16 protein-coding genes are annotated in these 22,275 nt (G+C 66.5%); 7 read left to right on the top strand and 9 right to left on the bottom strand.

The features are described 5' to 3' along the window. Nucleotides 1-78: 78 nt before the first annotated feature. The 4 genes from ABZU72_RS11840 to ABZU72_RS11855 are packed head-to-tail and all read right to left on the bottom strand — an operon-like array spanning nucleotide 79 to nucleotide 4,941. Complete coding sequence (locus tag ABZU72_RS11840) at nucleotides 79-453, bottom strand: universal stress protein (RefSeq protein WP_355019046.1); 375 nt, start codon at nucleotides 451-453, stop codon at nucleotides 79-81. 46 nt (nucleotides 454-499) lie between these two features. Beyond that, on the bottom strand, nucleotides 500-2,563 hold the full coding sequence (locus ABZU72_RS11845; protein WP_355019047.1) for a tripartite tricarboxylate transporter permease: 2,064 nt from the start codon (nucleotides 2,561-2,563) through the stop codon (nucleotides 500-502). A gap of 10 nt (nucleotides 2,564-2,573) precedes the next feature. Beyond that, nucleotides 2,574-3,773: a hypothetical protein gene (locus tag ABZU72_RS11850; RefSeq protein ID WP_355019048.1), complete on the bottom strand. Its 1,200-nt coding sequence runs from the start codon at nucleotides 3,771-3,773 to the stop codon at nucleotides 2,574-2,576. A 58-nt stretch (nucleotides 3,774-3,831) separates the two neighbouring features. Beyond that, nucleotides 3,832-4,941 carry a PrpF domain-containing protein gene (locus tag ABZU72_RS11855; protein ID WP_355019049.1) on the bottom strand — a complete coding sequence of 370 codons (1,110 nt, stop codon included), beginning with the start codon at nucleotides 4,939-4,941 and terminating at the stop codon, nucleotides 3,832-3,834. A gap of 211 nt (nucleotides 4,942-5,152) precedes the next feature. Between ABZU72_RS11855 and ABZU72_RS11860 the strand changes: the two genes are divergently transcribed. After that, the gene (locus ABZU72_RS11860; protein WP_355019050.1) at nucleotides 5,153-6,055 is read left to right on the top strand and encodes a LysR family transcriptional regulator; all 903 of its coding nucleotides are present in this window, start codon (nucleotides 5,153-5,155) and stop codon (nucleotides 6,053-6,055) included. On the opposite strand, the gene ABZU72_RS11865 is transcribed toward ABZU72_RS11860, so the two are convergent. Further along, nucleotides 6,056-6,979 carry a LysR family transcriptional regulator gene (locus tag ABZU72_RS11865; protein WP_355019051.1) on the bottom strand — a complete coding sequence of 308 codons (924 nt, stop codon included), beginning with the start codon at nucleotides 6,977-6,979 and terminating at the stop codon, nucleotides 6,056-6,058. It abuts the gene before it with no gap. A gap of 84 nt (nucleotides 6,980-7,063) precedes the next feature. On the opposite strand from ABZU72_RS11865, the gene ABZU72_RS11870 reads away from it, so the two are divergent. From ABZU72_RS11870 to ABZU72_RS11880, 3 genes are all read left to right on the top strand, one after another. Then, nucleotides 7,064-8,389: an MFS transporter gene (locus ABZU72_RS11870; protein WP_355019052.1), complete on the top strand. Its 1,326-nt coding sequence runs from the start codon at nucleotides 7,064-7,066 to the stop codon at nucleotides 8,387-8,389. A gap of 49 nt (nucleotides 8,390-8,438) precedes the next feature. Further along, nucleotides 8,439-9,767 carry a tyrosine-type recombinase/integrase gene (locus tag ABZU72_RS11875; protein WP_355019053.1) on the top strand — a complete coding sequence of 443 codons (1,329 nt, stop codon included), beginning with the start codon at nucleotides 8,439-8,441 and terminating at the stop codon, nucleotides 9,765-9,767. Nucleotides 9,768-10,035: 268 nt separating this feature from the next. Then, nucleotides 10,036-11,289: an MFS transporter gene (locus ABZU72_RS11880; RefSeq protein WP_355019054.1), complete on the top strand. Its 1,254-nt coding sequence runs from the start codon at nucleotides 10,036-10,038 to the stop codon at nucleotides 11,287-11,289. 712 nt (nucleotides 11,290-12,001) lie between these two features. On the opposite strand, the gene ABZU72_RS11885 is transcribed toward ABZU72_RS11880, so the two are convergent. Both ABZU72_RS11885 and ABZU72_RS11890 read right to left on the bottom strand, forming a co-directional pair. Next, nucleotides 12,002-13,021 (bottom strand): alcohol dehydrogenase catalytic domain-containing protein, encoded by a 1,020-nt coding sequence (locus ABZU72_RS11885; protein ID WP_355019055.1) that lies wholly within the window; start codon nucleotides 13,019-13,021, stop codon nucleotides 12,002-12,004. A 732-nt stretch (nucleotides 13,022-13,753) separates the two neighbouring features. Beyond that, complete coding sequence (locus ABZU72_RS11890; RefSeq protein ID WP_355019056.1) at nucleotides 13,754-17,077, bottom strand: BREX system ATP-binding domain-containing protein; 3,324 nt, start codon at nucleotides 17,075-17,077, stop codon at nucleotides 13,754-13,756. A 127-nt stretch (nucleotides 17,078-17,204) separates the two neighbouring features. Between ABZU72_RS11890 and ABZU72_RS11895 the strand changes: the two genes are divergently transcribed. Beyond that, nucleotides 17,205-17,828, top strand: coding sequence for a TetR/AcrR family transcriptional regulator (locus ABZU72_RS11895; RefSeq protein WP_355019057.1), 624 nt, complete (start codon nucleotides 17,205-17,207; stop codon nucleotides 17,826-17,828). Nucleotides 17,829-17,928: 100 nt separating this feature from the next. On the opposite strand, the gene ABZU72_RS11900 is transcribed toward ABZU72_RS11895, so the two are convergent. Further along, complete coding sequence (locus tag ABZU72_RS11900) at nucleotides 17,929-19,593, bottom strand: FAD-dependent oxidoreductase (RefSeq protein ID WP_355019058.1); 1,665 nt, start codon at nucleotides 19,591-19,593, stop codon at nucleotides 17,929-17,931. Between the two features lie 682 nt (nucleotides 19,594-20,275). Here ABZU72_RS11900 and ABZU72_RS11905 point away from each other — a divergent pair. Beyond that, entirely contained in the window at nucleotides 20,276-20,497 is a 222-nt protein-coding gene (locus ABZU72_RS11905; protein WP_355019059.1) for a UBP-type zinc finger domain-containing protein, read from the top strand. Between the two features lie 727 nt (nucleotides 20,498-21,224). Here the strand turns inward: ABZU72_RS11905 and ABZU72_RS11910 are convergent. Beyond that, the gene (locus ABZU72_RS11910; RefSeq protein WP_355019060.1) at nucleotides 21,225-21,449 is read right to left on the bottom strand and encodes a DUF2630 family protein; all 225 of its coding nucleotides are present in this window, start codon (nucleotides 21,447-21,449) and stop codon (nucleotides 21,225-21,227) included. Between the two features lie 208 nt (nucleotides 21,450-21,657). On the opposite strand from ABZU72_RS11910, the gene ABZU72_RS11915 reads away from it, so the two are divergent. Beyond that, nucleotides 21,658-22,272 carry an XRE family transcriptional regulator gene (locus ABZU72_RS11915; protein WP_355019061.1) on the top strand — a complete coding sequence of 205 codons (615 nt, stop codon included), beginning with the start codon at nucleotides 21,658-21,660 and terminating at the stop codon, nucleotides 22,270-22,272. Nucleotides 22,273-22,275: the final 3 nt, after the last annotated feature.

Genomic DNA, 22,275 nt, shown 5'->3' on the forward strand with positions numbered 1-22,275 from the left:
CGGCGGCGGCTCAGATCATCGCGAGCAGGACTGAACCAGGAATCATCCATTTGGCTGATGCCGGCGGGGCCGGGCGGCTCAGGAAGCAGCCACGGAAGGCTTGACCGCGAGCACCGGGCAGGTGGCGTCGAGCAGGATCCGCTGAGCGGTGCTGCCGAAGACCAGCTTGCCGACCGGCGTCCGCGCGCGCAGGCCCAGGACGACCAGGCGCGCGTCGAGTCGCTGGGAGACCTGGATGACGGTGTCGCTGGGGTCACCCAGGTCTCCGCGCTCGACCTCGACCCGGCCGGCGAGCTCCGGCCACCGACCTTCGAGCTCCGCGACATCGGGGACCCGCTCGCCGCGCACGGCGGGCACGATGACCACCGTCTCGCCCTCTCTGGACTCGGCGACCGCGGCCGTGACGGCGGCGTGTCCGGGCGGGGTGTCGGCGTAGGCGACGACGATAGTCATCGGCGTTCCTTTCGATGGTGCGTGGACGGGCGGGAGGTCGACGTCGTCACTGCAGCAGGCCCATCGGCAGGTCGACCGGCAACAGGGACGGCAGGGCCAGCAGCACGGCGCCCAGGACGAGGGTGTAGATGATCGCCGTACGTGGCCGGGTGCGGGCTGCGTACAGGAGGAACACCGGGGTGAACACCAGGGTCGCCGCGAGGTAGCCGCCGAGCATGACGAGGACCAGGAACGCGGCCATCGCGACAAAGGTGCGCATGGCGATCACCAGGTCGTGACGCCGAGCCAGGGCCCGGGCGTCGACCGCATGGTCCACACGGGTGGCGACCATCGTGGCACCGGACCCACCCGTCGGCTCGAGGCTGTCATCGACCGTGTCGCGCCGGGTGACCTGCCGCCTCGCGCGCAGCTCCTGCCAGGTCAGGATGAGTGCCGCGGCCAGGCCGCCGACGGCTACGAGTCGCGGCATCAGCGCGGCCTCTGCGGAGAACGACCCACTCACCCACAGCGCGCCGGCGAAGACCAGCACCGCGACGATCGCGACGGCGAGGGACCAGGGCGTACGGGCCAGCGAACCCTCGAGCTCGTCGCCGTCCTTGTCGTCATTCTCGTGCTCGTCCCGGTGGCCGTCGTCGGCAGCCCCCGAGGCTCGCCGAAGCCTCTTGATCAGGGACCACGCCAGCGGCACGATCAGCAGCGCGGCGAAGACGAGCACGCCGGGTCGCGCGACCCAGGAGGCACCGTCGTACAGGCTGGCGGTCAGGTAGTAGTAGCGCTCCATCGGGATGGCCAGGACGAAGCCGATCAGGAACGGAGCCCGCGGCATCCCGGTGGCCTTGAGGAAGAAGCCGACCACGCCGAGCGCGACCATCACCCACAGGTCGCCGATCTGGCCACCCTCCTGGAACGCACCCAGGAGCATCACCACGAGGAGACCGGGCCCGAGCACGGCGAAGGGCACCTTGGTGAGCTTGGCGAGCGAGCCGGTGGCCAGGAAGCAGAGGAAAGCTCCGGCGACCGAGGCGATCGCGAACGCCCACACGATCAGGTACATGAGGTCGAGATGGTCGGTGACGATCGCCGGCCCCGGCTGGATGCCGTACGTCAGCAGCATCCCGAGCAGCATCGCCGACGGCACGCCGCCGGGGATGCCGAAGAGGAAGGTCGGGATCAGGTCGCCGGCCTCGACGGAGTTGTTGGCGCTCTCCGGACCGACGATGCCACGAGGGTCGCCCTTGCCGAACTTCCGCTTGTCCTTGGCGGTGGCCACGGCCTGCCCGTAGGCGAGCCAGGTGCCGGCGGTGGCGCCGACGCCGGGCAGCACGCCGGCCCAGATGCCGATCAGCGCACCTCGGATGACATGTGTCCAGTGGGTCAGCCACTCGCGGATGCCGGATCCCCAGCCGCCGGTGAGCTCGACCGGCTTCTCGGTGACTCGTCGCTGCCCGACCCGGCTGGCGATCTCGGCGAGCCCGAACACACCCAGCGCGACCGCGACCAGGGAGATGCCGTCGCTGAGGAACAGCGACCCGAAGGAGAACCGCTCCTCGGCGGTCGTGGGCGAGGTGCCGACGAGACCAAGCAGGAGTCCGAGCAGGCCGGCGGTCAGGCCCTTGACGACGTTGCCGCGCGAGAGCACGGCGGCGAGCGAGACCCCGAGGATGGTCAGCATGAAGAGCTCCGGGCTGCCGAAGGACAGCACCAGGGGCCGGGCCAGCGGAATCGCGAGGGTGAGCCCGACCGCTCCGATCAGGCCGCCGGCCATCGAGGAGAGGAAGGCGAGCGACAGGGCGCGTTTGGCCTGTCCTTGTCGCGCCATCGAGTAGCCGTCGAGCATCGTCACGCTCGCCGAGGCGGAGCCGGGCGCGCCGAGCAGGACGGCCGCGACCGTGTCCGAGGTGTGCACCACGGCCAGTGCTCCGATGAGCATCGCGAGTGCGGGCTCGGGCTCCATTCCGAACGTGACCGGGAGGAGGATCGCCACCGCGCCGGTGCCGCCGAGACCCGGGATCAGGCCGATGACCAGACCGGCCACCACGCCGACGGCGAGCATCATGAGGAGCGAGGGATCGGCCAGGGAGGCCAGGGCAGAGAAGGCTGCGTCAGTCATGTGTCTGCCCTCAGTCGATCGTGATGTCGTAGTCGGTCTCGAGCAGCTCGAGGACGTCCTGGCGGACGCTCTCGTCCACCTGGTACGCCTCGCCGATCCGGTCGGCGAGGTCGGGTGAGGCGTCGAGCGGATAGCCACCGAGCACCTCGGCGGCCGACTTCTGGAACGCGGGATCGGCGCCCATGTCGTCGGCCGTCGAGCGCAGCAGCTCGACCGCCTCGTCAGGTGTGTCCTCGGGCACCCAGAGCGCCTTCTGGTACGTGTAGGTCAGCGCCAGGATGGCGCGGTAGGTCTCCAGCGCCTCGGGCTCCGGCTGCTCGCCATGGAGCTTCTCGTACGCCTCGACGACGGTCGGCAGGTCCGGGAAGTTGGGATCGCGCACGATCTCGCCGTCCTCGTTCACCTGCCCCAGCGAGAAGAGCGGCACCGCGGTGCCGTCCTCGACGAGCGGCTCGACCGCGGGCTCGTACGACGAGGTCGTCTGGTAGTCGATGTCGACCTCGCCGCGCTGGAGCGCGAGGTTGACCGGCCCGCGGCCCTCGAAGCCGAAGGTCGAGTCGATGTCGGCGGAGAGCAGGTCGAAGGCCAGCATCGTCGTGAGGTCAAGGCTGGTGGCCGCGATGCCCCCGAAGATCAGCGGCTTGTCCCGGTCGACGAGGTCCTCGATGCCGTCCACCCCGGCTCCGGTCCGGGCGTAGACCACCGCGCCGGTGCCGTTGGCCAGGACGGGCCGCAGCTCGTTGAAGTCGTAGCGCACCGCCGGCATGTCGAGGAGGTAGGGCACCACCGTCGAGGCAGTGCTGACCAACACCTCGGTGCCGTCGGTCTTCGCCGAGGACATGAAGTGGTTGGTGCCGAGGATCCCCTCGCCGCCGTCGTCGTTGACCGGAGCCAGGCCCGGGGAGCCGGGCACCGCCTCGGTCAGCTCGGCTCCGACGAACCGGGCCCAGGTGTCCGTGCCACCACCCTCGGCCAGCGGGATCATCATCTCGACGGTCTCACCCGAGTAGTCGCCGTCGGCCGTGGAGGCGGCCGGGTTCAGGAAGTCCCCGCCCAGGACGGAGACGCCCACCGCCAACGCGGTGAAGCCGGCGAGGACGGCTCCGGCGAGTCGTGGGGTCGGCGCAGGTCGCTCCGGCGGGTCCTGCGGTGGGCCGGCATCCTCGTCTGCGGTCGTGGCCACGTCCTCTTCTTCGACGTGCTGGGTCATGAGTTCCTCCAGGTGTAGCGAGCCTCACACGGGCATCCCGTGTCAAGGGGTCAGATGGTCAAGCCGATGCGGACGGCAGGAGCGGCGGATCCGGCAGCACGACGGATCCGTGGGCGAGGCGGCGGTAGGTGCGTACGACGCCGACGACCGGGACGCCGTTGTGCTCCTCGGCGAAGGTGCTCACGCTGCCCGCGGGAGTTCCGAGCCGCAGGCCGGTGGCGGGCCGCCCCGCCGGGACGAGGTCGTGGACCACCGTTCCGGGGGCGTCGGCGGCCAGGGTCAGCGCAACCGAGCCGGTCACCGGCACCGCCGGATGGAAGCGCCCCATCGACAGCATGCGAACGGTCAGGTCGGCGCCCTCTTCGCTCGCCGGATCGGGAGCGGAGACGAGCGCGAGCTTCGGGACGGCCCGGGCGACGGCATCGGGAGTCGGGGCGAGCCCCATCAGGACACCCGCTTCCCGGCGTACGGCATCGAGGCGGGGCAGGAGGCCGGGCACCAGGTCGAGCTCGGCGATGTCCTCGTCGCCGCGCACACCGAAGTCGGCGGCGTTGGCCGCGACGACCGGCGCGCCGGCGTCGATGAGCGTGACGGTCACCCCGCCCACGGCCTCCGGCAGGACATCGCGCTGATGACCCGTCGGGAAGAGCCGTCCGGTGCTCCGGCCCGCCGGGTCGACGAAGCCCATCCGCACCGGCGCGCCGAGGAAGGGAACGCCGGGGATGGCCTCGGAGGCATCCTCGTCGAGTACGCCTCCGGGGGTCGGCACGCGCTGCACGATGAGCTGGTCGGTGTTGGTGTTGAGGACCCGGACAGCCGTCTCCGGCGAGCCGGTCCGCACCCATCCCTCGCGGATCGCGAACGAGGCGACCACCGCGGAGCAGTTGCCGCAGTTGCTCCCCCAGTCGACCTTGGCCTCCTCGATGCCGACCTGGGCGAACGTGTACTCCACATCCACCCCGGACGTCGCCGAAGGGGCGAGAATGACCGCCTTGCTCGTGGTGGACGTACCGCCGCCGACGCCATCGACCTGGCGATGGTCAGGGCTGCCGTAGATCCGCAGCAGCACCTCGTCGACGGACAGGTCCGGGACCTGCAGGTCGTCGCGACGGAAGACCCAGCACTTGCTGGTGCCACCCCGCATCCAAGTCGCGGCGATCTCGCGCATATTGCCTCCTGGGCCGAGTCGTCCGGGCGTTCCGGACGCACTCAGACTGGAGCCGGGTGACGTGTAGCACAATCACGAATCTGCACACGACCATGAAGCAGAACTGCACGCTCAATTCGGGCGCGTGCGCCGATCGCGGACGACGTGCGGCTGAAGCAGCGCTGCATGCCCCTTCATGGCCATGTAGCGCGACTTCATGCAGACTGGGGCCGTGCTCGACATCAAACGGCTGCAGATCCTGTTGGCGATCGTGGAGGAAGGGTCAGTGACCAGCGCGGCCGCGGCGCTGGGCTATACGCCTTCGGCGATCTCGCAGCAGCTGCTCAGGCTCGAGCGTGAGGCCGGGCAGCCGCTCCTCGACCGCCATGCGCGGGGCATGACCCCGACGGACGCCGGCCTCGTGCTCGCCACCCACGCCCGCAAGGTCCTGCGCCAGCTGGCCGCCGCCGAGTCGGACCTCGCCGACATCGCCGGCGTACGTCGCGGCAGCGTCACCCTGGGGACATTTCCCACCATCGGCAGCTCGTTCCTGCCTCTGGCCGTCCGCCGCTACCGCGAGCTCTACCCCAACATCGCGCTGACCATCCACAGCGGCCGCGAGGACGACCTCGTGCGCATGCTGGAGGAGGGCAAGGTCGCCATGTCGCTGCTGTGGGACTACGCCTGGGAGCGGGTCGACAACGACGAGCTGGTGCTGACCGAGCTCTTCACCGACCCCACCGTGCTCCTCGTCGGCGCCACCCACCGCCTGGCCCGGCGGCGTACGGTCCGGATGGCCGACCTCGCCGAGGAGCCCTGGATCATCCGCGCGGGAGGACACCCGGTCGTCGAGGTGCTGCAGCGGAGCGCCGTCGCCGCGGGCTTCAACCCGACCATCGCGTTCCAGGCCAACGACTACCAGGAGGCCCAGGCCATGGTCAGCGTCGGCCTCGGGATCGCGCTCGCTCCCAGGACAGCCACCGTCAACCAGCATCCCGACGTACGCGTCATCTCCCTGGGCGACTCCGCGCCGCCCCGGCGCGTGCTCGTCGCGCACCGAGGGGGTCGAGTCCGAAGCGCTGCCGAGCTCGCTTTGCACGACGTGCTGGTGGAGACTTCGTCGACCTACTCCTGATCAGCCACCCAGAGGCCGCAGGCCGATCTCGGTCAGTCGCCGACCCCGCCGCCGGAGCAGGTCCTGGAAGGCGGCGGCGAGCGTCGACGGACGGCGATCGAGCCAGCAGGCGCCGATGTGCCGTACGGCCTCCGGGTTCGTCAACGGCACCTCGACGCAGCCCGCGGCACCGTGCGGGTCGCGGGGAGCCAGGCTCACCCCGAGGCCGGCCGAGACGAGCCCCCGGAGGGTGGCGAGGTCGTCGCCCTCGAAGCCGATCGTCGGCGTGACGCCGCTGGCCTGAGCGAGACCCTCGAGCAGCGTACGCATCCCATAACCGCGCTTCATGCAGATGAACGTCTCCTCGGCGGCCTCCTCGAAGCTCGCCCGGGCGCGTGTCGCCAGGCGGTGGCCGGGCGGTACGACCAGGACCAGGGGCTCGGTGTGCAGCCGCCACTGGCGCATTCCGGAGCCTTCCTCGAGCGGCGAGATCAGCGCGACCTCGGCGGTGCCGTCGGTGACCGCCTCGAGGCACCGCGGACGCGAGGTCTGGATCAGGTCGACCGATGTGCCCGGATGCTCCTGCAGGAACGCCTTGACCAGCGCCGGTACGACCCGCTCGCCGAGGGTGCTCTGGAACGCGAGGGCGATCCGTCCGCGGGCGCCTGACTCCTGTGCCTGGACCGCCTCGATGCCCGCGGTGGCCGCCGCGACCGCGGCGGCGGCGTGCGGGGCCAGCGCCTCCCCCGCCCTGGTGAGCCGCAGGCCTCTCCCGTGCCGCTCGACCACGTCCACGCCGAGCTCCCGACCTAGGCGCGCGAGCATGCGACTCACCGTGGGCTGCGGCATCTGCAGCAGGTCGGCGGCAGCGTGCGTCTGCCCCGTCTCGGCCAAGGCGGCGAGGGCAGGAAGCATCGGCAGGACGTTTCGTGCGGCGGCATCCACACCCACAATCGTATGCGAATCCGCATTATTCATGCATCACCGATGCATTGGACGCACGGTTTCGAGGTCCTTAGCGTGACGAGGGTGAGCGATCAGGCTGCGACCGACCCGGGACATCGACGCGTGCTGGTCGCGCTCGTCGCGATCGGGATGACGACGTTCGTGCAGCTCTACTACCCCCAGGCGCTGATCCCGGCGATCAGCCGCGACTTCGCGGTCGATGCCTCGCAGGCTGCCCTGACCGTCTCCGGGGCGACGATCGGCCTCGCCGTCGCCGCACTCGGCTGGTCGTGGGTCGCCGACCGGATCGGCCGAGCCAGGGCGATGACGATCGCCATCGTCGCCGCGGCGGCCATCGGGCTGGCCCTCCCGCTCGTGACCTCGTTCCCCGTCCTCATCCTCCTCCGCGTCACACAGGGCATCGCCCTGGGCGGCACCCCTGCGCTCGCACTTGCCTACCTCAGCGAGCAGGTCAGCCGACGCGACGCGATGGCCGCGGGCGCGACGTACATCTCCGGCACCGTCGTCGGCGGTCTGGTCGGACGGCTGATCGCCGCACCGATCGCCGACGTGAGCGACTGGCGCGTGGCGGCGCTCGTGGCCGGAGTCGTCAGCACGCTCGGCGCCGCCATCGCGGTCACCACCTTGCCGCGCGAACGCCGCGAACGCCCAAGTCCCGCAACAGCACAACCACAACCAGCCGGCGTATGGCCCGGGATGGTCGCCAGCCTCACCAACCCCGGCCAGCTCGCGCTCTACGCGCAGGCGTTCTTCCTGATGGGCGCACAGGTGGCCGTGTTCAACTACCTCGGCTACCGACTCGAGCTGGAGCCGTTCTCCCTGCCGCCTGCGCTGACCGCGGTGATCTTCCTGGCCGGCCTCTCCGGTGCCGTCTCCGCCCGGCTCGCGGCGACGCTCGCCGTACGCTTCGGCCGCAGACGCGTACTCCAGGCCTCATCCCTGATCATGGTCGCCGGAGCCGCGTTGACGATCCCCGACCGGCTGCCGTCGGTCCTGATCGGGCTGCTGCTGTTCACCACTGCCTACTTCTCGGCACACTCGATCGCATCCGGCTGGGTGGGCCCGATGGCGACCAGCGGGATCGCGCAGGCCACCTCGCTCTACACGCTGTTCTACTACGCCGGCTCCAGCCTCTTCGGCTGGCTCGGCGGCCTCGCCTTCGCGGCCGGCTGGGCCGGCACCGCAAGCATGGTCATCGCGATCACCCTCATCGCCTTCGCCGCCGCCCGTGCGCTCCTGCCCCATCCCCCGAAGCAGGATCCAGTCCCGAGGCGAGACTTGGTGGACGCAGAGGGACTCGAACCCCTTATAGTTCGGCCCACTTCCCAAGTTCGACGCCGATGTCGCGGTCAACAGTTGCCCACGCGGAGCCATACGCGGACACTCTAGTAGGGAATCAGTAGGGAGCGCGTACCGCGTCTGGATCGAAGGGGATGCAATGACGAAGACAAGGCGAGGCTTCGGCTCGGTCGTCAAGGAAGGCAAGGTCTGGGCCGCGTTCTATCGCGATCCTCTCGGGCGAACGCGCCTGTCGCGCAATGGCAACGAGACTCCCGTTCGCTGCTACGCACCCAATCGGTTCCAGACCAAGCAGGACGCAGAGGCGTGGCTGGTCGATGAACAACGGCTCATTTCATCTGGAAACTGGACTCCCCCGGATGAGCGTCACCGAGCACGCGCCGCAGCGGCGAAGAGCGCAGTCCCTACCCTCGGTGAGTACGCAGCAACATGGCTCCGAACACGGCGGTCGTCCAAGGGTCGCCCGCTTGCACCATCTACCGTCAAGAAGTACCGCGGCCTCCTGTCGAATCATCTCAACCCGCTAAGCGACCGCCCAATGTCGACGATCAGCCGAGCCGACGTTCGCGAGTGGTACGAAGCAATGGCCTCGAAGAACATCCCGACGACTCGCGCTCACGCATACAACCTTCTGCACGACCTCTTGGAGTCGGCCCACTCCGAAGACGAACTGATCGACGCGAACCCGGTCAAGATCCGAGGCGCCGGCCAACGTCACCGCACCAAGAAGGTGGTCCCAGCCACCCTGAACGAGCTCGCCGCCATCGTCGAGGCGATGCCCAAGCGGCACCAGCTGCTTATCCCACTAGCCACCTGGTCCACCCTTCGCTCCGGTGAGCTCCGTGAGCTTCGCCGCGCCGATCTCGAGTTCGATCAGAACGACAACGGTGAGGAACGTGGAACCTTGCGTGTACGCCGAGGGGTCGTAGAGGCCACCGAAAGCGAGATTCCCGACTTGTTTGAATCGGGGTGGCAGATCTGCCCGTGTCGCAAGGGATGCCTGGTCGGTCCGCCGAAGACAGATGCGGGCGAACGTGATGTGGCGATCCCACCTTTTCTGCTTCCGGCCGTGCACGATCATCTTCGCGATCACGCTGCCAGCGGGCCGAACGGCCTACTGTTCCCAGCCGCGCGCCAGGACGAGAACACACCAGATGGCGGCAAGCACATGGCCCATGGCAGCTTCTATGGCCGAGCAACGACGTTCAAGGAGGACGGATCTGTCCTGCGTGCCGGTTGGGGCTGGCTTGAAGCCCGCCGCGTCGCAGGACGGGAGGACCTCGACTTTCACGATCTCCGCCACACCGGCGCCTCGCTTGCCGGCCAACAGGGCGCATCGATAGCCGAGCTCATGCACCGCTTGGGACATACCACGCCCGCCATGGCAATGCTCTACCAGCACAGCACGCGCGACCGCGACCGCGAAATCGCGCGGCGCCTATCCAATCTTGCTGAAGGCTCCACCTAGAGGCCGCTCACAACGGGCCGAGAGACTGAAGGCGCACTGGACTCCGCTGATCCGATCTCTCGGGGATCGAGGAGTGTTTCATCGTGAGTCCCAGGGAATTCGGCGGCTTACCCACACCCGACCGGGCCTCGGTATCAGCGTTTGCGCATGCCGATCTCGGCGCAGCCGTCTTCGATGAGCAGGCTCCACGAAATCTCCACTGACCATCCAGCGTCGCTCCGTAGTTTCGCCGACTGACCGGACACACGTCGGCAGTTTGGAGATGGAGATGCACGAACAGGCCTACAACGCGCAATGCAGAGCCGAGGAGAAGCGGCATCCGGCACAGGCCCCGAAACAGCGAGACGCGCTCATCCTGTTTGCACTAGCGCTCGGCACCTTCGCCATCGGGTCCGGCGAGTTCGGAAGCAATGGCATCGTCCAGCTCTTCGCGGCTGACCTCGACGCATCGGTGCCGACTGCGACGAATGCCATCACCGCCTACGCCCTCGGTGTGGTCATAGGATCGCCGGCACTCACCATCGCGGCAGCAAGACTCAACCGACGCACGCTCCTGCTCGGCCTGGTGGGCCTCTTCATCGTCGGCAACCTCTTGTCCGCCGCGGCGTCCGACCTCGGTGTTCTCGTCGTGGCGCGCTTCATCACCGGCACCGTGCAGGGAGCGTTCTTCGGTGCCGGTGCGGTGGTGGCGGCGTACGCCTATGGCCCAGGCAAGGGTGGAAAGGCGTTCGCCACGGTGATGGCCGGCCTGACGATCGCGACGATCTTCGGCGCCCCCGTAGGCACCTTCATCGGACAGCAGGTCGGATGGCAGGCGCTGTACCTCGTCGTGTCGATGGTCGGCTTGCTTGCCGGAGCCGCCATCTGGGTCTTCGTCCCACGGACAAGCGCGCTGGCAGGCGGATCGATCATGCAGGAACTAGGAGCCCTGAGGCGGCCGATGGTGTGGGCGACGATGGCCATCGCCGCGCTGGGGATCTCGAGCATCTTCGCCGTCTACACCTTCATCGGCCCGTACATCACCGACGCCGTCGCGGTAGACGAAGCCTGGATCCCGGTCGCCTTGGCGGTCTTCGGAGTCGGGATGGCGCTGGGCAACTGGGTCGGTGGCCACCTCGCCGACCGATATGAGTATCGAGGCCTGATCCTGGGCTATGCCGTCGTGCTGGTCTTCTTGACCATCATCGCGGTCGGAGGCGAGAACCTCGGCGTCCTGCTCCCCTGCCTGCTCGGGGTCGGCGCCTCGACGATGATGGCGATCCCGACTATTCAGGTTCTCCTGACGCGCTACGCGCCCGAGGCCTCGACCTTGATGGGGGCCATGAACCTCGCTTCGCTGAACCTTGCCAATGCGATCGGCGCGATCGGTGGTGCCCTCGTCCTCAGCGCCGGATGGGGTGCGCTTTCGACCGCGTGGGCCGGTCTGGCGCTCACCGCCGCCGGTCTGCTGCTCTTCTCGGCCACGGTGCTTCGCGTTGCCCCACCGCAGCCGCTGGCTGCCACCGCACCTGCGGCGGCCTAAGGGTTGACGAGCACGCTGTCGTACCGGGCCACCTGCCGCGAACGTCGCTGGTGTCCCAGTCCTTCGACATCGTCTCGAGTTCTTACGACCCATCTCCCGACAACTCCGGGACGGGAACCAGCGCCTTTGGTAACACTCGCTGATTCTCGTCATCCGGGGATTTATCGGCGCCGCGCTCGTCGATTCCGCCCTGGGGTTTCATCCCCAGGGCGGTCGGTCGACTTGTCGCATGTCGGCCGTACGCCGCTCTCCCACCGAAGCGCGTTCCTCGGCAAGACCGCGATCCTGGCGACGGCGGCGCGACAACTGCCCTCACCGTCCAGCTCGTCGTCGCCACGGTCGGCGTTGCCGGAGCTGACTCGATCAAGCTTTGGTCTTACTCGTCAGCCGTCATCGCCGTGATCGCCACCATCCCTCTGGCGGTGTACGCAACCCTCGGTCCAGGGGTCGGCGGCACTTATGAACACGCACTTCTTCACGGCCCGGCGAAGGATCGCTGACCTCGAAGGTGCCGCCGGCGGACTCGACACGCCAGTCACCTCCGATCAAATAGGTTGTTGCGTACCACGTCGAGGTGGTCCGATTCAGATCCGCATACCTTCGTCCCTCACCGGGTGATGCCGAAACTGTTCACTGAGAACCGTGGAGCGGGTGTCTCAGTTCGCCATCGCTCGCACGGACGGCGTGACAGACCCGCTCCACGGCGGACCGGTTAGTAGGTAACAACGGCCTTGAAGCGGAGCTCGCCGTTGAGGAGGCGTTGATAGGCCTCGTCGACGCGCTCCTTGGGGAACACCTCCACCATCGGCTTTACGGCACCTCTGGCGACGATCTCCAGCGCCTCCGCCAGGTACTCGGGACTGTTGTGCGCTGAACCGATGATCTCGAAGCTGTGGCCCGTGAGCGCGAGTGCAGGGAAGGCAAACGTGTCGTTGGCGGAGATTCCCATGAGGATGATCTTCGCCCAAGGCTTGAGTCCCTGCAGTGCGTCAATCGCCGGTTCGTGCGTGGGGGCCGTGTGGAGGAGGACGTCCGCCCCACCGATCTGCTTGAGCTCCGCACCGTTTGCGACGACATCGTCAGCGCCGAGCTCGCGGGCCAGGTCGTGCTTATCGGGGGAGTGCGTGATAGCGATGACGTGGAATCCTGCTGCCTTGGCGAACTGGACACCCAGGTGGCCGACACCTCCCACACCTAGGATCGCGATCCGCGCTCCCGGCTTCGGGTTGGCACGACGCAGCGCCGCCCACACGGTATAGCCAGCGCACACCGTGGGGGCCGCCAGCTCGTAGGAGATGCCGTCGGGCAGGAGGACCGTTCCGTTCGCGTCGGCAGCGATGAACTCGGCCTGGCCGCCATCCACGTTGACGCCGGTGAGGGTCGGGGCGGCGCAGTTGTTGGCAGTGACGAAGCTGTATGGGTGTCTCTCGCGACAGAAGTCGCACCGCCCGCACGGCTTCTGCGTAATGGGCAGTCCCACGCGGTCGCCGACTTGACGGCTAGTGACCCCCTCGCCCACCGCGACGACCTCACCTACGCCCTCGTGCCCGGTGACGAACGGAAACGGGCGGAAGTTGAGGACGTCCTCAGCGAGCAGCGCATCTGTATAGCAGATCCCGCAGGCGTGGATCTTCACCAGAACCTGGTGAGGGCCGGCCTCGGGCTTGGGGACGTCCTGGAGCTCCCAGTGAGCCTTTGCGGCAGGGACGACCGCTGCCTTCATCGTTGTCATGTTCGCTCCTCGTACTGGCCGCAGCCCTCGGTCATGGCGACGAGGCGTTCCGCGGGAGGAAGCCTCCTCAAGTTCGGGTGGAGCTCCCTACTGTCGTGAAGTTAGGAGCAGGTCATTGAAAATGAGTGGACAATCGCTGCACGCTGGGGCCCGGGCATCAGTGACTGTCCGTGGCGACGGTGCATCTCATGGTGACCAGGGAGGACGATTGAAAGGCGACTGGCGGAGGCCGGCGTGCTTGTTGACGTCCAGTGGATTCGAGCGCGCACCGTTGAGCTGCGCATCTTCGCTCCAATAGCCTCAGCGTGGCAATCTGCCAGCATCTGATCGGTCACTCGCGCGAGATCGTGTCGATCGACCGTCGTCCTCGCTATGACGACCCGCCAATCCCACATTCTCTGGGACCGGACCGCTCGGCCATGGGATGGTCGGTCGGGGTGAGCAACTCGGCGGCGAGTTGAGAGGCGCGGATGGCGGAGCAGGTCACGTCGAGCACGACCAATGGCAGCCCAGATGCGGGCACTCTCGTGAAGCAGGCGCCGGGCTGAATCCCACCCAGCGGCTCGATGCCGCGCGCCGCTGCTCCCACAGCCGCCACCGAGCCGCGTAGACGGTGCGGGTGGTCACTGCTCGAAAGTCGGTCGTGGCGGCCGCGATCCGACAGGGAGCCCGGGGTTACCTCGGTGCAGGAACGGGCAACGGACCCGCGGCGGGAGGGGCCGTCGACGCTTCTTATTTCGATCGGTTCAGGTCCGCAAAGAACTCTCTGGCTCGGGCTTCAAGGAGATGCGCCTCCTGCTCTGCGGCGGTGCGGCGCGCTGCTTCAGCTGCGTCACGAATGATGGCGCGCGGCGCGCGCTGTGCCTTAAGCAGTTCGGCGCGGATGAGCAGGATGAGCGACTCGCCGTAGCGCTGGCCGTACGTTCGCAAGTAGTAGTCGGCGCGATCGAGCGCAGCTTCTGCTTGTTCGAGGTCGCCGGCCGCGATCCACATTTGCGCCAAGAGCCCATGCCATGTGGAGACGCACGAGCGAACCGGATTGAGCAGGTTCGCTGCGATGAGCCGTTCGGCTTTCTCCGCGGCAGCGGCGGGGTCGGGTCCAGTCAGCGCTTGTGCCCAGCACTGGGCCAGTCGCGTGTACGTGCCCATAAAGACAAACGAGAAGTCGGGGTCGACCGCAATCCCCCGGTCTGCGCCGCTTATGGCCAGAGCAACGTTTCCGGTGATGACGGCGACACGCACGCACATCGTGGCCCACACCGTGACGGCGTAGGCGTCGGTGCCTCCGGCCTCAATCTGAGCGAGAATTTCCATGGCGTCGGGAACGTCACCGTGAAGAGCGCTGACCTCGGCGAGAAGTCCCAGCATGAGGAGGCGAAGGTCCCGGCGGAGCGGATCCTCTTCGGTAGCGGTTGCGAGGAGTGCGGCCTCCGAGCGACGGAGGTAACGGAAGGCTTCGCCGATGTGCCCGACATCCCACTGATGGATACCCCATGCTTGGAGTCCGTACGCCTGGATGACCGGATTCGCGGAGGCCTCGCCTTGCTGTAGCAAGCGCCGGGCGAGCGGGGCGCTGCGGTCGAGTTCAATGCCTTGCGCGTGTGTGGCCCAGCGGGAGTAGAGAAAGCCTGTCGCCTCCAGCTCACGGCCCAGTGACCGCGCCAGATCCTCGGCGCGCTCAAGGAGCGACGCTTCGGCGCCGGCATACATGGACCGCATGCCAATGACCGCAGTGAGCTGGGCGAGAACAAGCAGTTCGCATTCCGCGAGCCCCGATCGTCGAGCGACTCCGGCCGCCATCCTCAGTTGCTGCTCAGCTGCCTCGAGAGCTGAGCGTTCCGCTGCGCGGCGGGCTGATCGGAGAACGGCGTTGATCGTTCGTCGGGGGTCAGCCAGCGGTCCTGCGATCCAGAGGTGGTGAGCAACCATCTCCGGTTCACCGTCCGGCGCGATGAGCTCGAGTGCATTGGCGACGCGGAGGTGCAGATGCGCGGCACGGGTCGAAGGCACGGTTTCCGCGACAGCTTCACGCACAAGATCGTGGACGAATCGTATCGACCTCGGGTCGCCAGGCGTTGGAGCGAGAAGCCCGAGCGCTTGCACTGCTTCGAGTTGAGCCAAGCACGTTACGACGTCGACGTCAGCGACGTGGGCGAGCAGACTGAAGTTGATTTCGCGTCCGATCAGCGAGGCGATGCCAAGCAGGTCTCTGGTGCTCTCGTCGAGGCCCACGAGGCGGTCGCAAACGACGTCGCGGACTGTCAGCGGAACGGCGGGGCGGACCGTGTCCGATGCGCGAACACCTTGTGACTCGGCCAACATGCGTGCAAGTTCCCTCACGAAAAAGGGATTGCCCGCTGTTCTGGCATGGATTGTCTGTGCTGACTGCTTTCCAATCGCCTCGCCGACATCCCGATGCACCAGCGCGGCGACAGAATTCAGGTCCAACGGCCCCAGGAAGATTCGTCGGTGACCCGCGGTGCGGCTTGCAAGGGCAAGTACGCGTGCATGTTCTGACCCATGATCGGGCGCTCGATCGCGTCGGGCGGCCACTAGCGCGACGCGGCGAGGCAGGCGCGTGGCGAGGTGCCCTAGCAAATGGAGAGTTGCAACGTCTGCCCACTGAAGGTCGTCGAGCATGAGCACTATTGGTCGATTGCGCGCGACGTCCGCAAGAAGTTCCACGACTTGTTCGAACAATCTGAACTGTCCGCTGGCTCCATGACGCAGTTGTTCGTGCAGCGGGTCCTCGGCAGGTTCGATGAGGCGGAGCAAGTCACCATTGACTTCGTCGCGCTGCGACACAGGTAGCGCGTCGACGACACTTCGGACAATCTCGACCCACGGCCACATGGGAGGCGCACCCGCACCATCGAGGCAACGACCCCACGCAACTGAGAACTGCGCGTGAGACGCCTCAGCGGCGACGTGCTCCAGCAAGTAGGTCTTTCCTGACCCCGGCTCGCCCTCTATAACGACAAATCCCGGCGCCCCCTTCGCCGTCCGACGCAGCACCGCATGCAGCGTCGCAAGCTCATCATCACGGCCGATCGGCGCAAGCGGCGAATCGTCCGTGTCAACATCCTCGTCAGATTGAGCAGTAGTGATGCGCTCTGGCGCCGAGCGGTGCGTGACGTGCCCGGAAGCGGTTCGAGGCGGCGCCAATGATTGCGGTGGCACCGGGATGGCGGCCAGGCTTGGCGTCCGCGAGTCGTCATTGATTGCTGGCATCAATTCTTGTCTAAGCACGCGCGCTTGGGCCAACTCGATTGCGGCTCCTGGGTCGATTCCGAGCTCGTCGGCCAGGCGTGTGCGGACAGCCGCGTACACCGAAAGCGCCTCTGCTTGCCTGCCGGCGGCTCCAAGTAGGGAGATCAGGCCCGCCTGTACCGGCTCATTCAGGGGGGCGATCGTGGCAGCGAGCTGCACGGCCACGAGTACCGCGTCGGGGCGCCCTAGTCGTATCGCCACATCAGCAGCCTCGACACAGGCCGCAAAGAACTCCTCATCCACTCCGGCAAAGATCGGAATCGCGGCTGCAGTGTGAGACAGACCTTCTCCGGACGGTCCACGCCACAAGCTGAGCGCGTCCACCAGAAGATCGAGAGCGCGGCGCTCATCGCCTCGGCTCAATTGGGCTTGAGCTGAGGCGACGAGCGCCCGGAAGTCGGCCAAATCCAAGGACTCTGACCCAAGCGCACAGACGTAGCTGCTTCCCCGCCGCATGATGAGGGTGCTGGTGGACCCTGCGGGTAGGTCGGGCTCAAGCACACGCCGAAGCGCGCCGACGTACTTGTGGATGACGTTGAGTGCGCTGTCGGGGGCCCGCTCTCCCCAGATCAACTGGATCAGCTCCGCCTTGCTCAGGGGCTGATCCTGACGAGCAAGAAGCAAGGCCAGCAGGTACGCCTGCTGACGCGGGCCAGCTTCGACCTCGACGCCACGGCGCCACACGCGGAGCGGACCCAGAATTTGCACGCGGAGGTCGGGTGAGGGTGCAGTCGACTCATTGCCGTCCTCGCTCAAGACGGGGAACATGGTTGCGTTCAGAGCCATCACCGTCCGTTAATGCAAGTCAACAACAGTTCGCTGGAGTTGCACTCTAGCCTCTGGACACTTCCTCTGGCGACTCCTTTCTGTAGTGTTTGCCCGCCGCCACTGACGGAATCGAGGAGGCTAACGAGTGCGAGACGAAGCCGTGGGTCCATCCCGCCGCGACGAGTACGCAGAGATGACACGCCGAGACGTCGTGAAAGCGGCTAGGGCACTATTCGCCGAGTACGGCTACGAAGGTACGACGGTCGCGAAGATCGCGCACACGGCCCGCGTATCGCCCGCAACCGTCTACGCGCAGTGCGGAGGCAAGGAGGGTTTGCTCACCACTCTGATCGACCTGTGGGCCGCCGGTCCACTCAACCGCGACCTGATCGCTTCCTGTGCTTCTGTTCCCACCGGACGCGAGAAGCTCGACGCGCTATGCCATTGGTACCGCGCCACATACGTAGAGTGCGGCGACATTCTTCAGATCGTCACTCGCGCGGCCGCCACCGCGCCTGTCGCCGAGAGTTACATGAACGTCGCGACGGCGAAGCACCTGACCGCCCTCACGGCGGTCGCGGCGCAGATCCGTCATGCAGGCGACCTTGCTGATGGACTGGGCACCGAAGACGCCGCCAGTATCATCTTCTTTCACTTCCGGTACGACCAGTACGTCCTATGCGCAGAACGGTTCGCCTGGGGCGAAGAGCGCACGTTGAGTTGGCTAACACATCAAGTCGCGACCGCCATCCTTCGACAGACCGTTTGATCTTCTGGCAGCCGCACGGTTCATCCGCGAGCGATTCAGCCTGTGCTGCGGAGCAGGGCTCGCTCGAGCCCACGGACCGGCGTGTCGAGGCGCGTGAGGCTCAGCGACGGCTGCCTATCTGGTTCGCGAGGTACTGGTGCACGGACGCGACCGCGCCGGCACCTTCGCCAACGGCGGAAGCGACCCGTTTCATCGATCCGGCACGTACGTCGCCTGCCGCGAAGACACGGTGCACATTGGTCTGGTACGGGAGTTCGGCGGACGCTCGATGTCCGGTCAGCAAAAAGCCGTGGTCATCCCGCCGAAGGTTGGTCAACGCCGAGGTCTCGGGTTCGGCTCCGATGAAGCAAAAGACGGCTGCGCTCTCCACTTCGTCGGTCTCGTGCGCGTCGCGCCCCACGGAAGAAGAAGCGAGACTGACGCCTCGTAATGATTCGTCGCCGTGCAACGCTGAGACTGTGGTGTTCAGCCAGATTTTGACCCTTGAATGTGCCTCCAAGCGCGTTGCTAGGTAGTCAGACATCGTTCGGCGGATCGAGTCGCCCCGTACAACGAGTTCAACATGACAACCTCTTGAAGCGAGGAAGAGCGCAGCCTGTCCTGCTGAGTTTGCGCCGCCCACGACAGTGACCGGGCGGCTCGCGCAGTCGCGTGCGTCGATGTCGGTAGCGCTGTACCGGATGTGACCGCTTTGCTCGAAGTCTCGCAGGCGGGGCACGGCGAGCCGCCGGTAGCGAGCGCCCGTGGCGATGATCGCTGCCTGCGAGCGAACCGGGGTTCCGTCGCACAGGATGGCGGTGATCTGGTCAGGATCAGCGGTCTCGAGCGCCGTCACCTCGCACGGGGTGAACAGTTGCGCCCCGAACTTCAGCGCTTGAACTAGTGCGCGTTTGGTCAAGTCGTCGCCGCTGATCCCCTGCGGGAAGCCAAGGTAGTTTTCGATGCGCGAACTGGCGGCCGCTTGCCCTCCCACTCCTTTGGCATCCAAGACGATCGTGGACAGTCCTTCCGAAGCGCCGTACACGGCAGCGGCGAGGCCCGCGGGCCCGGCTCCGATCACGACGAGGTCGACATCCTGCCCGCTTGCGTCGAAGGAGAGGCCAACAGCCGCTGCGACATCTCCAGGGGTGGCCCGAGGTATCGCCTTGTCTGCCACGATGGCGACCGGAAGGTCTTCGTGGGTTAGACGGTGTCTTGCGAGCAGTTCAGCGCCTGGGCCAGATGCATCGAGAATGACATGTGGCAGCAGCAGTCGCGCGGCGTAGGTACTCAACGCGCGTGTGGCTAGCGTGGAGGCCTGGCCGATGATCTCCAGCACGCTTCCGGCTTGCTCCTGCACTTGGTGCCGACGTCGGGTGAACGCGTCAATGAGGACGTCGGCTATGTCGACCTGCTCGGCGAGCAGGCGACGCAACGGCTGCCCGGCCCCCACGCGCACCACATACCCGGGGTGGGTGACCCGTGCTTGAAGGAACACTGCTTGCCCCGTGAGCATGCTGAGCTCGCCAGTGAAGTCACCCGGCCCCCGCGAATAGACCACGTGTTGCGGTCGAGTGTCCGCAGCCAACTGCACGATATCGATGCCCGCATCCTCTACAAGGAAGAAGTCATAGGTGCGGTCCCCCGGGGTGTACAGGACGTCTCCTGCGGCGACCATTTCTCGATCGCCGTAGGCTCTCGCCCTGGCGAACTGCTCGGGGGTCAGCGAAGGCTCCCCCGGCGCGGCGGATCTACCGAGATTCACGTCGTTTGGATGAGTCGACACCAGGTCAGACTCCTTACCTGAGCTTGTGCTACACCTTCGGTCCCTACCCTTCAGGTTCGTCATTGACGTTCAGTGGACTCATGGACTCGCGAACATACGTTCAATGGGTGGACGAGTACGCGATCGGGGCGAATCTAGTGCGGTCAAGTGCTCGGACGGCGGCAGCGGTGAGACGGAGCCCGAGTCTGGGGACGCTCACAACCACGCCCGTTCACCAGGCGTCAACACATCGTCCACTACAGGTACGTACTGTCGTGCTGCATGAAGGTACTCGTCGTTCTCACGTCCCATGACGAACTGGGCAATGCCGGACGAGGACGGGCTTCTAACTTGAAGACCTCGCAGCCCCATATTGCGAGTTCTAAGATGCCAGCTGGGACATCACCTTGGCGTCGCCGAAGGGCGAACGAGGCGTCCGCTCGAACCTGCAAAGACCGAGAAGAGGCTGGCCCGACGCTCGTGCATATGAATGTCGAGCAAGTGGCGGCAAATGGGGTCGGCGTGCAGTTCATCGGTCCGACGCGATCGGAACACCGGCTGATCGAGATCGCCCCCGTGGTCGAATCGCTTGTTGACAGCGAGCGTCACTACGGCGAGTCGCGGGGAGGAAGCAGTCATGGAGCGCGATGACCCGTGGATCTATCCCCATGTACCACCGAGTGGGGATGGATGCCAGCCATGCATGGAGACCGGCGGGTGGTGGGTGCACCTGCGCCGATGCGCCACGTGTGGTCTCGTGGCGTGTTGCGACTCTTCCCCGTCGAGACACGCGACACAACATGTGCACTCATCAGGCCATCCGATCATCCGGAGCTTCGAGCCGGGAGAGTCATGGTTCTACGACTATCGCACTGACACCACATTCGAAGGGCCAACACTTCGGCCCCCGCAGAGCCGGCCCTGACAAGTCCGACCTTGACGTCGCACCCAGCATATTGCGAAGGCCACTCTCGCCTCCGTCTCGGGGCCTGCATCTAGCCTTCGGTTGCAGGAGCAACCGCGAGTTCGTGCGCAAGCAGGGCGATGTGCAGTGACACGCGAATCTCCGGGGTCGTCGAGATCCGGGTTCAGAAGTCGCCCGGCTTTCGCGATGCGGTCACAGAAGACTGGGCGGGAGACGTCGAGGCCGGCCGCTGCCTCCGACTTGCTAGTGGGGTGACGTAGCAGTTTCGGACATGTCGCTATTGGCGCGAGGGCCTCCGAGGCCCCGCGGCAGAGAAATTCGAGGGCCTGATTGGACGTGATCCCACGCTCTCGGATCTGATTCGGACGCTCACGCCATCCGCCGGAGGCAGGCGCTAGCCAATCAAGAAGCGCGAAGAAGCATTCGCGGGCTAGAACGCCGTTGATGTGTCTGGCCGCAACGACGCTGCAGCCCCAGCAGTTCTCTACACGGGACTCTGGTGTCGGACGCACCGTCGGTCGCCCACCCCGAGGGTGCGTGACTCGATCCGGCGCGACGGCTCTCGATCGTATGGTCAGACTACTGTCGAGACTTCGCCACGACGCGGTCGGCAGTTTGTCCAATGAGCCACACGCGGCGACCTTCGGCCACTCGCACGTGTTGGCCGCCGTGCATCTGCGACGGCACGGTCGCGGAACACGGATGGTGAGGACCGAAGGCGGCGGAGCTACTGCAGGTAGCTTTCCACCACGGACGGTGGACGCGCCTGCGCCGTTGTCGGGTCTTGGTCGAAGTCGCGTCGCGCTCGGCGCTGGCGCAACAGATCCCAGCACTGACCCAGCAATGCTTCGATCTCGACCACCTGCTGCTCGTCCTTCGCAGGAGTCTGTCGGAGCTCATGCTCAGCCGCGATGAGTCCACGAATGCCCGCGAGGACGTCTACATCTTCCATGACCCTTCCTTCCTCCAATGTGGCCTCACTGGGGCGCCACCCCTGTAGACACTTCAAGCCTCGTCCCTGCCGGTGAAGGGTCAGTGGACGGTCGATGGAGGCGCTGGACCGTTCCGGTCGCTGGCCAGCAGAACAGGACACCTCAGAGAACTGAGACTATATCTCAGAACTCTTGTGGATCACCGCAGTGATGTGTAGCGTCCCGGCCATGACCCAGCGTGAGGCCGTTACGAAGTCCGCCGCTCCGTCCGGAGCGACCACCACCGATGACCCGGAAGCCGACACGATTGGCGCACGCCTGCGCCGCCGGCGCCTGGCGAAGCGCCTCACCTTGAAGGAAGTCGCGGGCGAGGCAGGACTGTCCGAGGGATTCCTCTCGCAGATTGAGCGGGGGGTCCACTCGGGCAGCGTCGCCACTCTGCAGCGCATCGCCGCGGTGCTCGGCCTCACGGTCGGAGACCTATTCGAGGAGAGCTGGTCTTCAACCCCGGCGGTGCACCGATTCACCGAGTCCCAGGGATTCGCGTTTGGAGTGGATGCACGCAAGGCACGACTAACGCCGAAATCCTTCCAGCACCTAGAGGTCTTCCTCGGAACGCTCCAGCCCGGTGGGTCGACTGGCTTGGAGCCCTACGCCCACGGTGACTCAGAAGAACTCATGCTAGTGATCGACGGCGAGGTCGAGGTGACTGTCGGAGACGCCGTCCACCGCATGTCGGCCCTGGACTCCATCACCTACTCCAGCCGACTCGCTCACCGGGTCGTGGCGATCTCCGACGAACCTGCACACGTCCTATGGGCCATCTCCCCGCCTAGCTACTGACAC

The sequence above is a fragment of the Nocardioides sp. NPDC004968 genome, assembly GCF_040608935.1.
Lineage (GTDB): Bacteria > Actinomycetota > Actinomycetes > Propionibacteriales > Nocardioidaceae > Nocardioides.

Bases quoted from the DNA above. Each gene is read 5' to 3' on its own strand.
- ABZU72_RS11840 (WP_355019046.1), bottom strand. From the start codon at position 453: ATGACTATCGTCGTCGCCTACGCCGACACCCCGCCCGGACACGCCGCC.
- ABZU72_RS11845 (WP_355019047.1), bottom strand. From the start codon at position 2,563: ATGACTGACGCAGCCTTCTCTGCCCTGGCCTCCCTGGCCGATCCCTCG.
- ABZU72_RS11850 (WP_355019048.1), bottom strand. From the start codon at position 3,773: ATGACCCAGCACGTCGAAGAAGAGGACGTGGCCACGACCGCAGACGAG.
- ABZU72_RS11855 (WP_355019049.1), bottom strand. From the start codon at position 4,941: ATGCGCGAGATCGCCGCGACTTGGATGCGGGGTGGCACCAGCAAGTGC.
- ABZU72_RS11875 (WP_355019053.1), top strand. From the start codon at position 8,439: ATGACGAAGACAAGGCGAGGCTTCGGCTCGGTCGTCAAGGAAGGCAAG.
- ABZU72_RS11880 (WP_355019054.1), top strand. From the start codon at position 10,036: ATGCACGAACAGGCCTACAACGCGCAATGCAGAGCCGAGGAGAAGCGG.
- ABZU72_RS11885 (WP_355019055.1), bottom strand. From the start codon at position 13,021: ATGACAACGATGAAGGCAGCGGTCGTCCCTGCCGCAAAGGCTCACTGG.
- ABZU72_RS11890 (WP_355019056.1), bottom strand. From the start codon at position 17,077: ATGGCTCTGAACGCAACCATGTTCCCCGTCTTGAGCGAGGACGGCAAT.
- ABZU72_RS11905 (WP_355019059.1), top strand. From the start codon at position 20,276: ATGGAGACCGGCGGGTGGTGGGTGCACCTGCGCCGATGCGCCACGTGT.
- ABZU72_RS11910 (WP_355019060.1), bottom strand. From the start codon at position 21,449: ATGGAAGATGTAGACGTCCTCGCGGGCATTCGTGGACTCATCGCGGCT.
- ABZU72_RS11915 (WP_355019061.1), top strand. From the start codon at position 21,658: ATGACCCAGCGTGAGGCCGTTACGAAGTCCGCCGCTCCGTCCGGAGCG.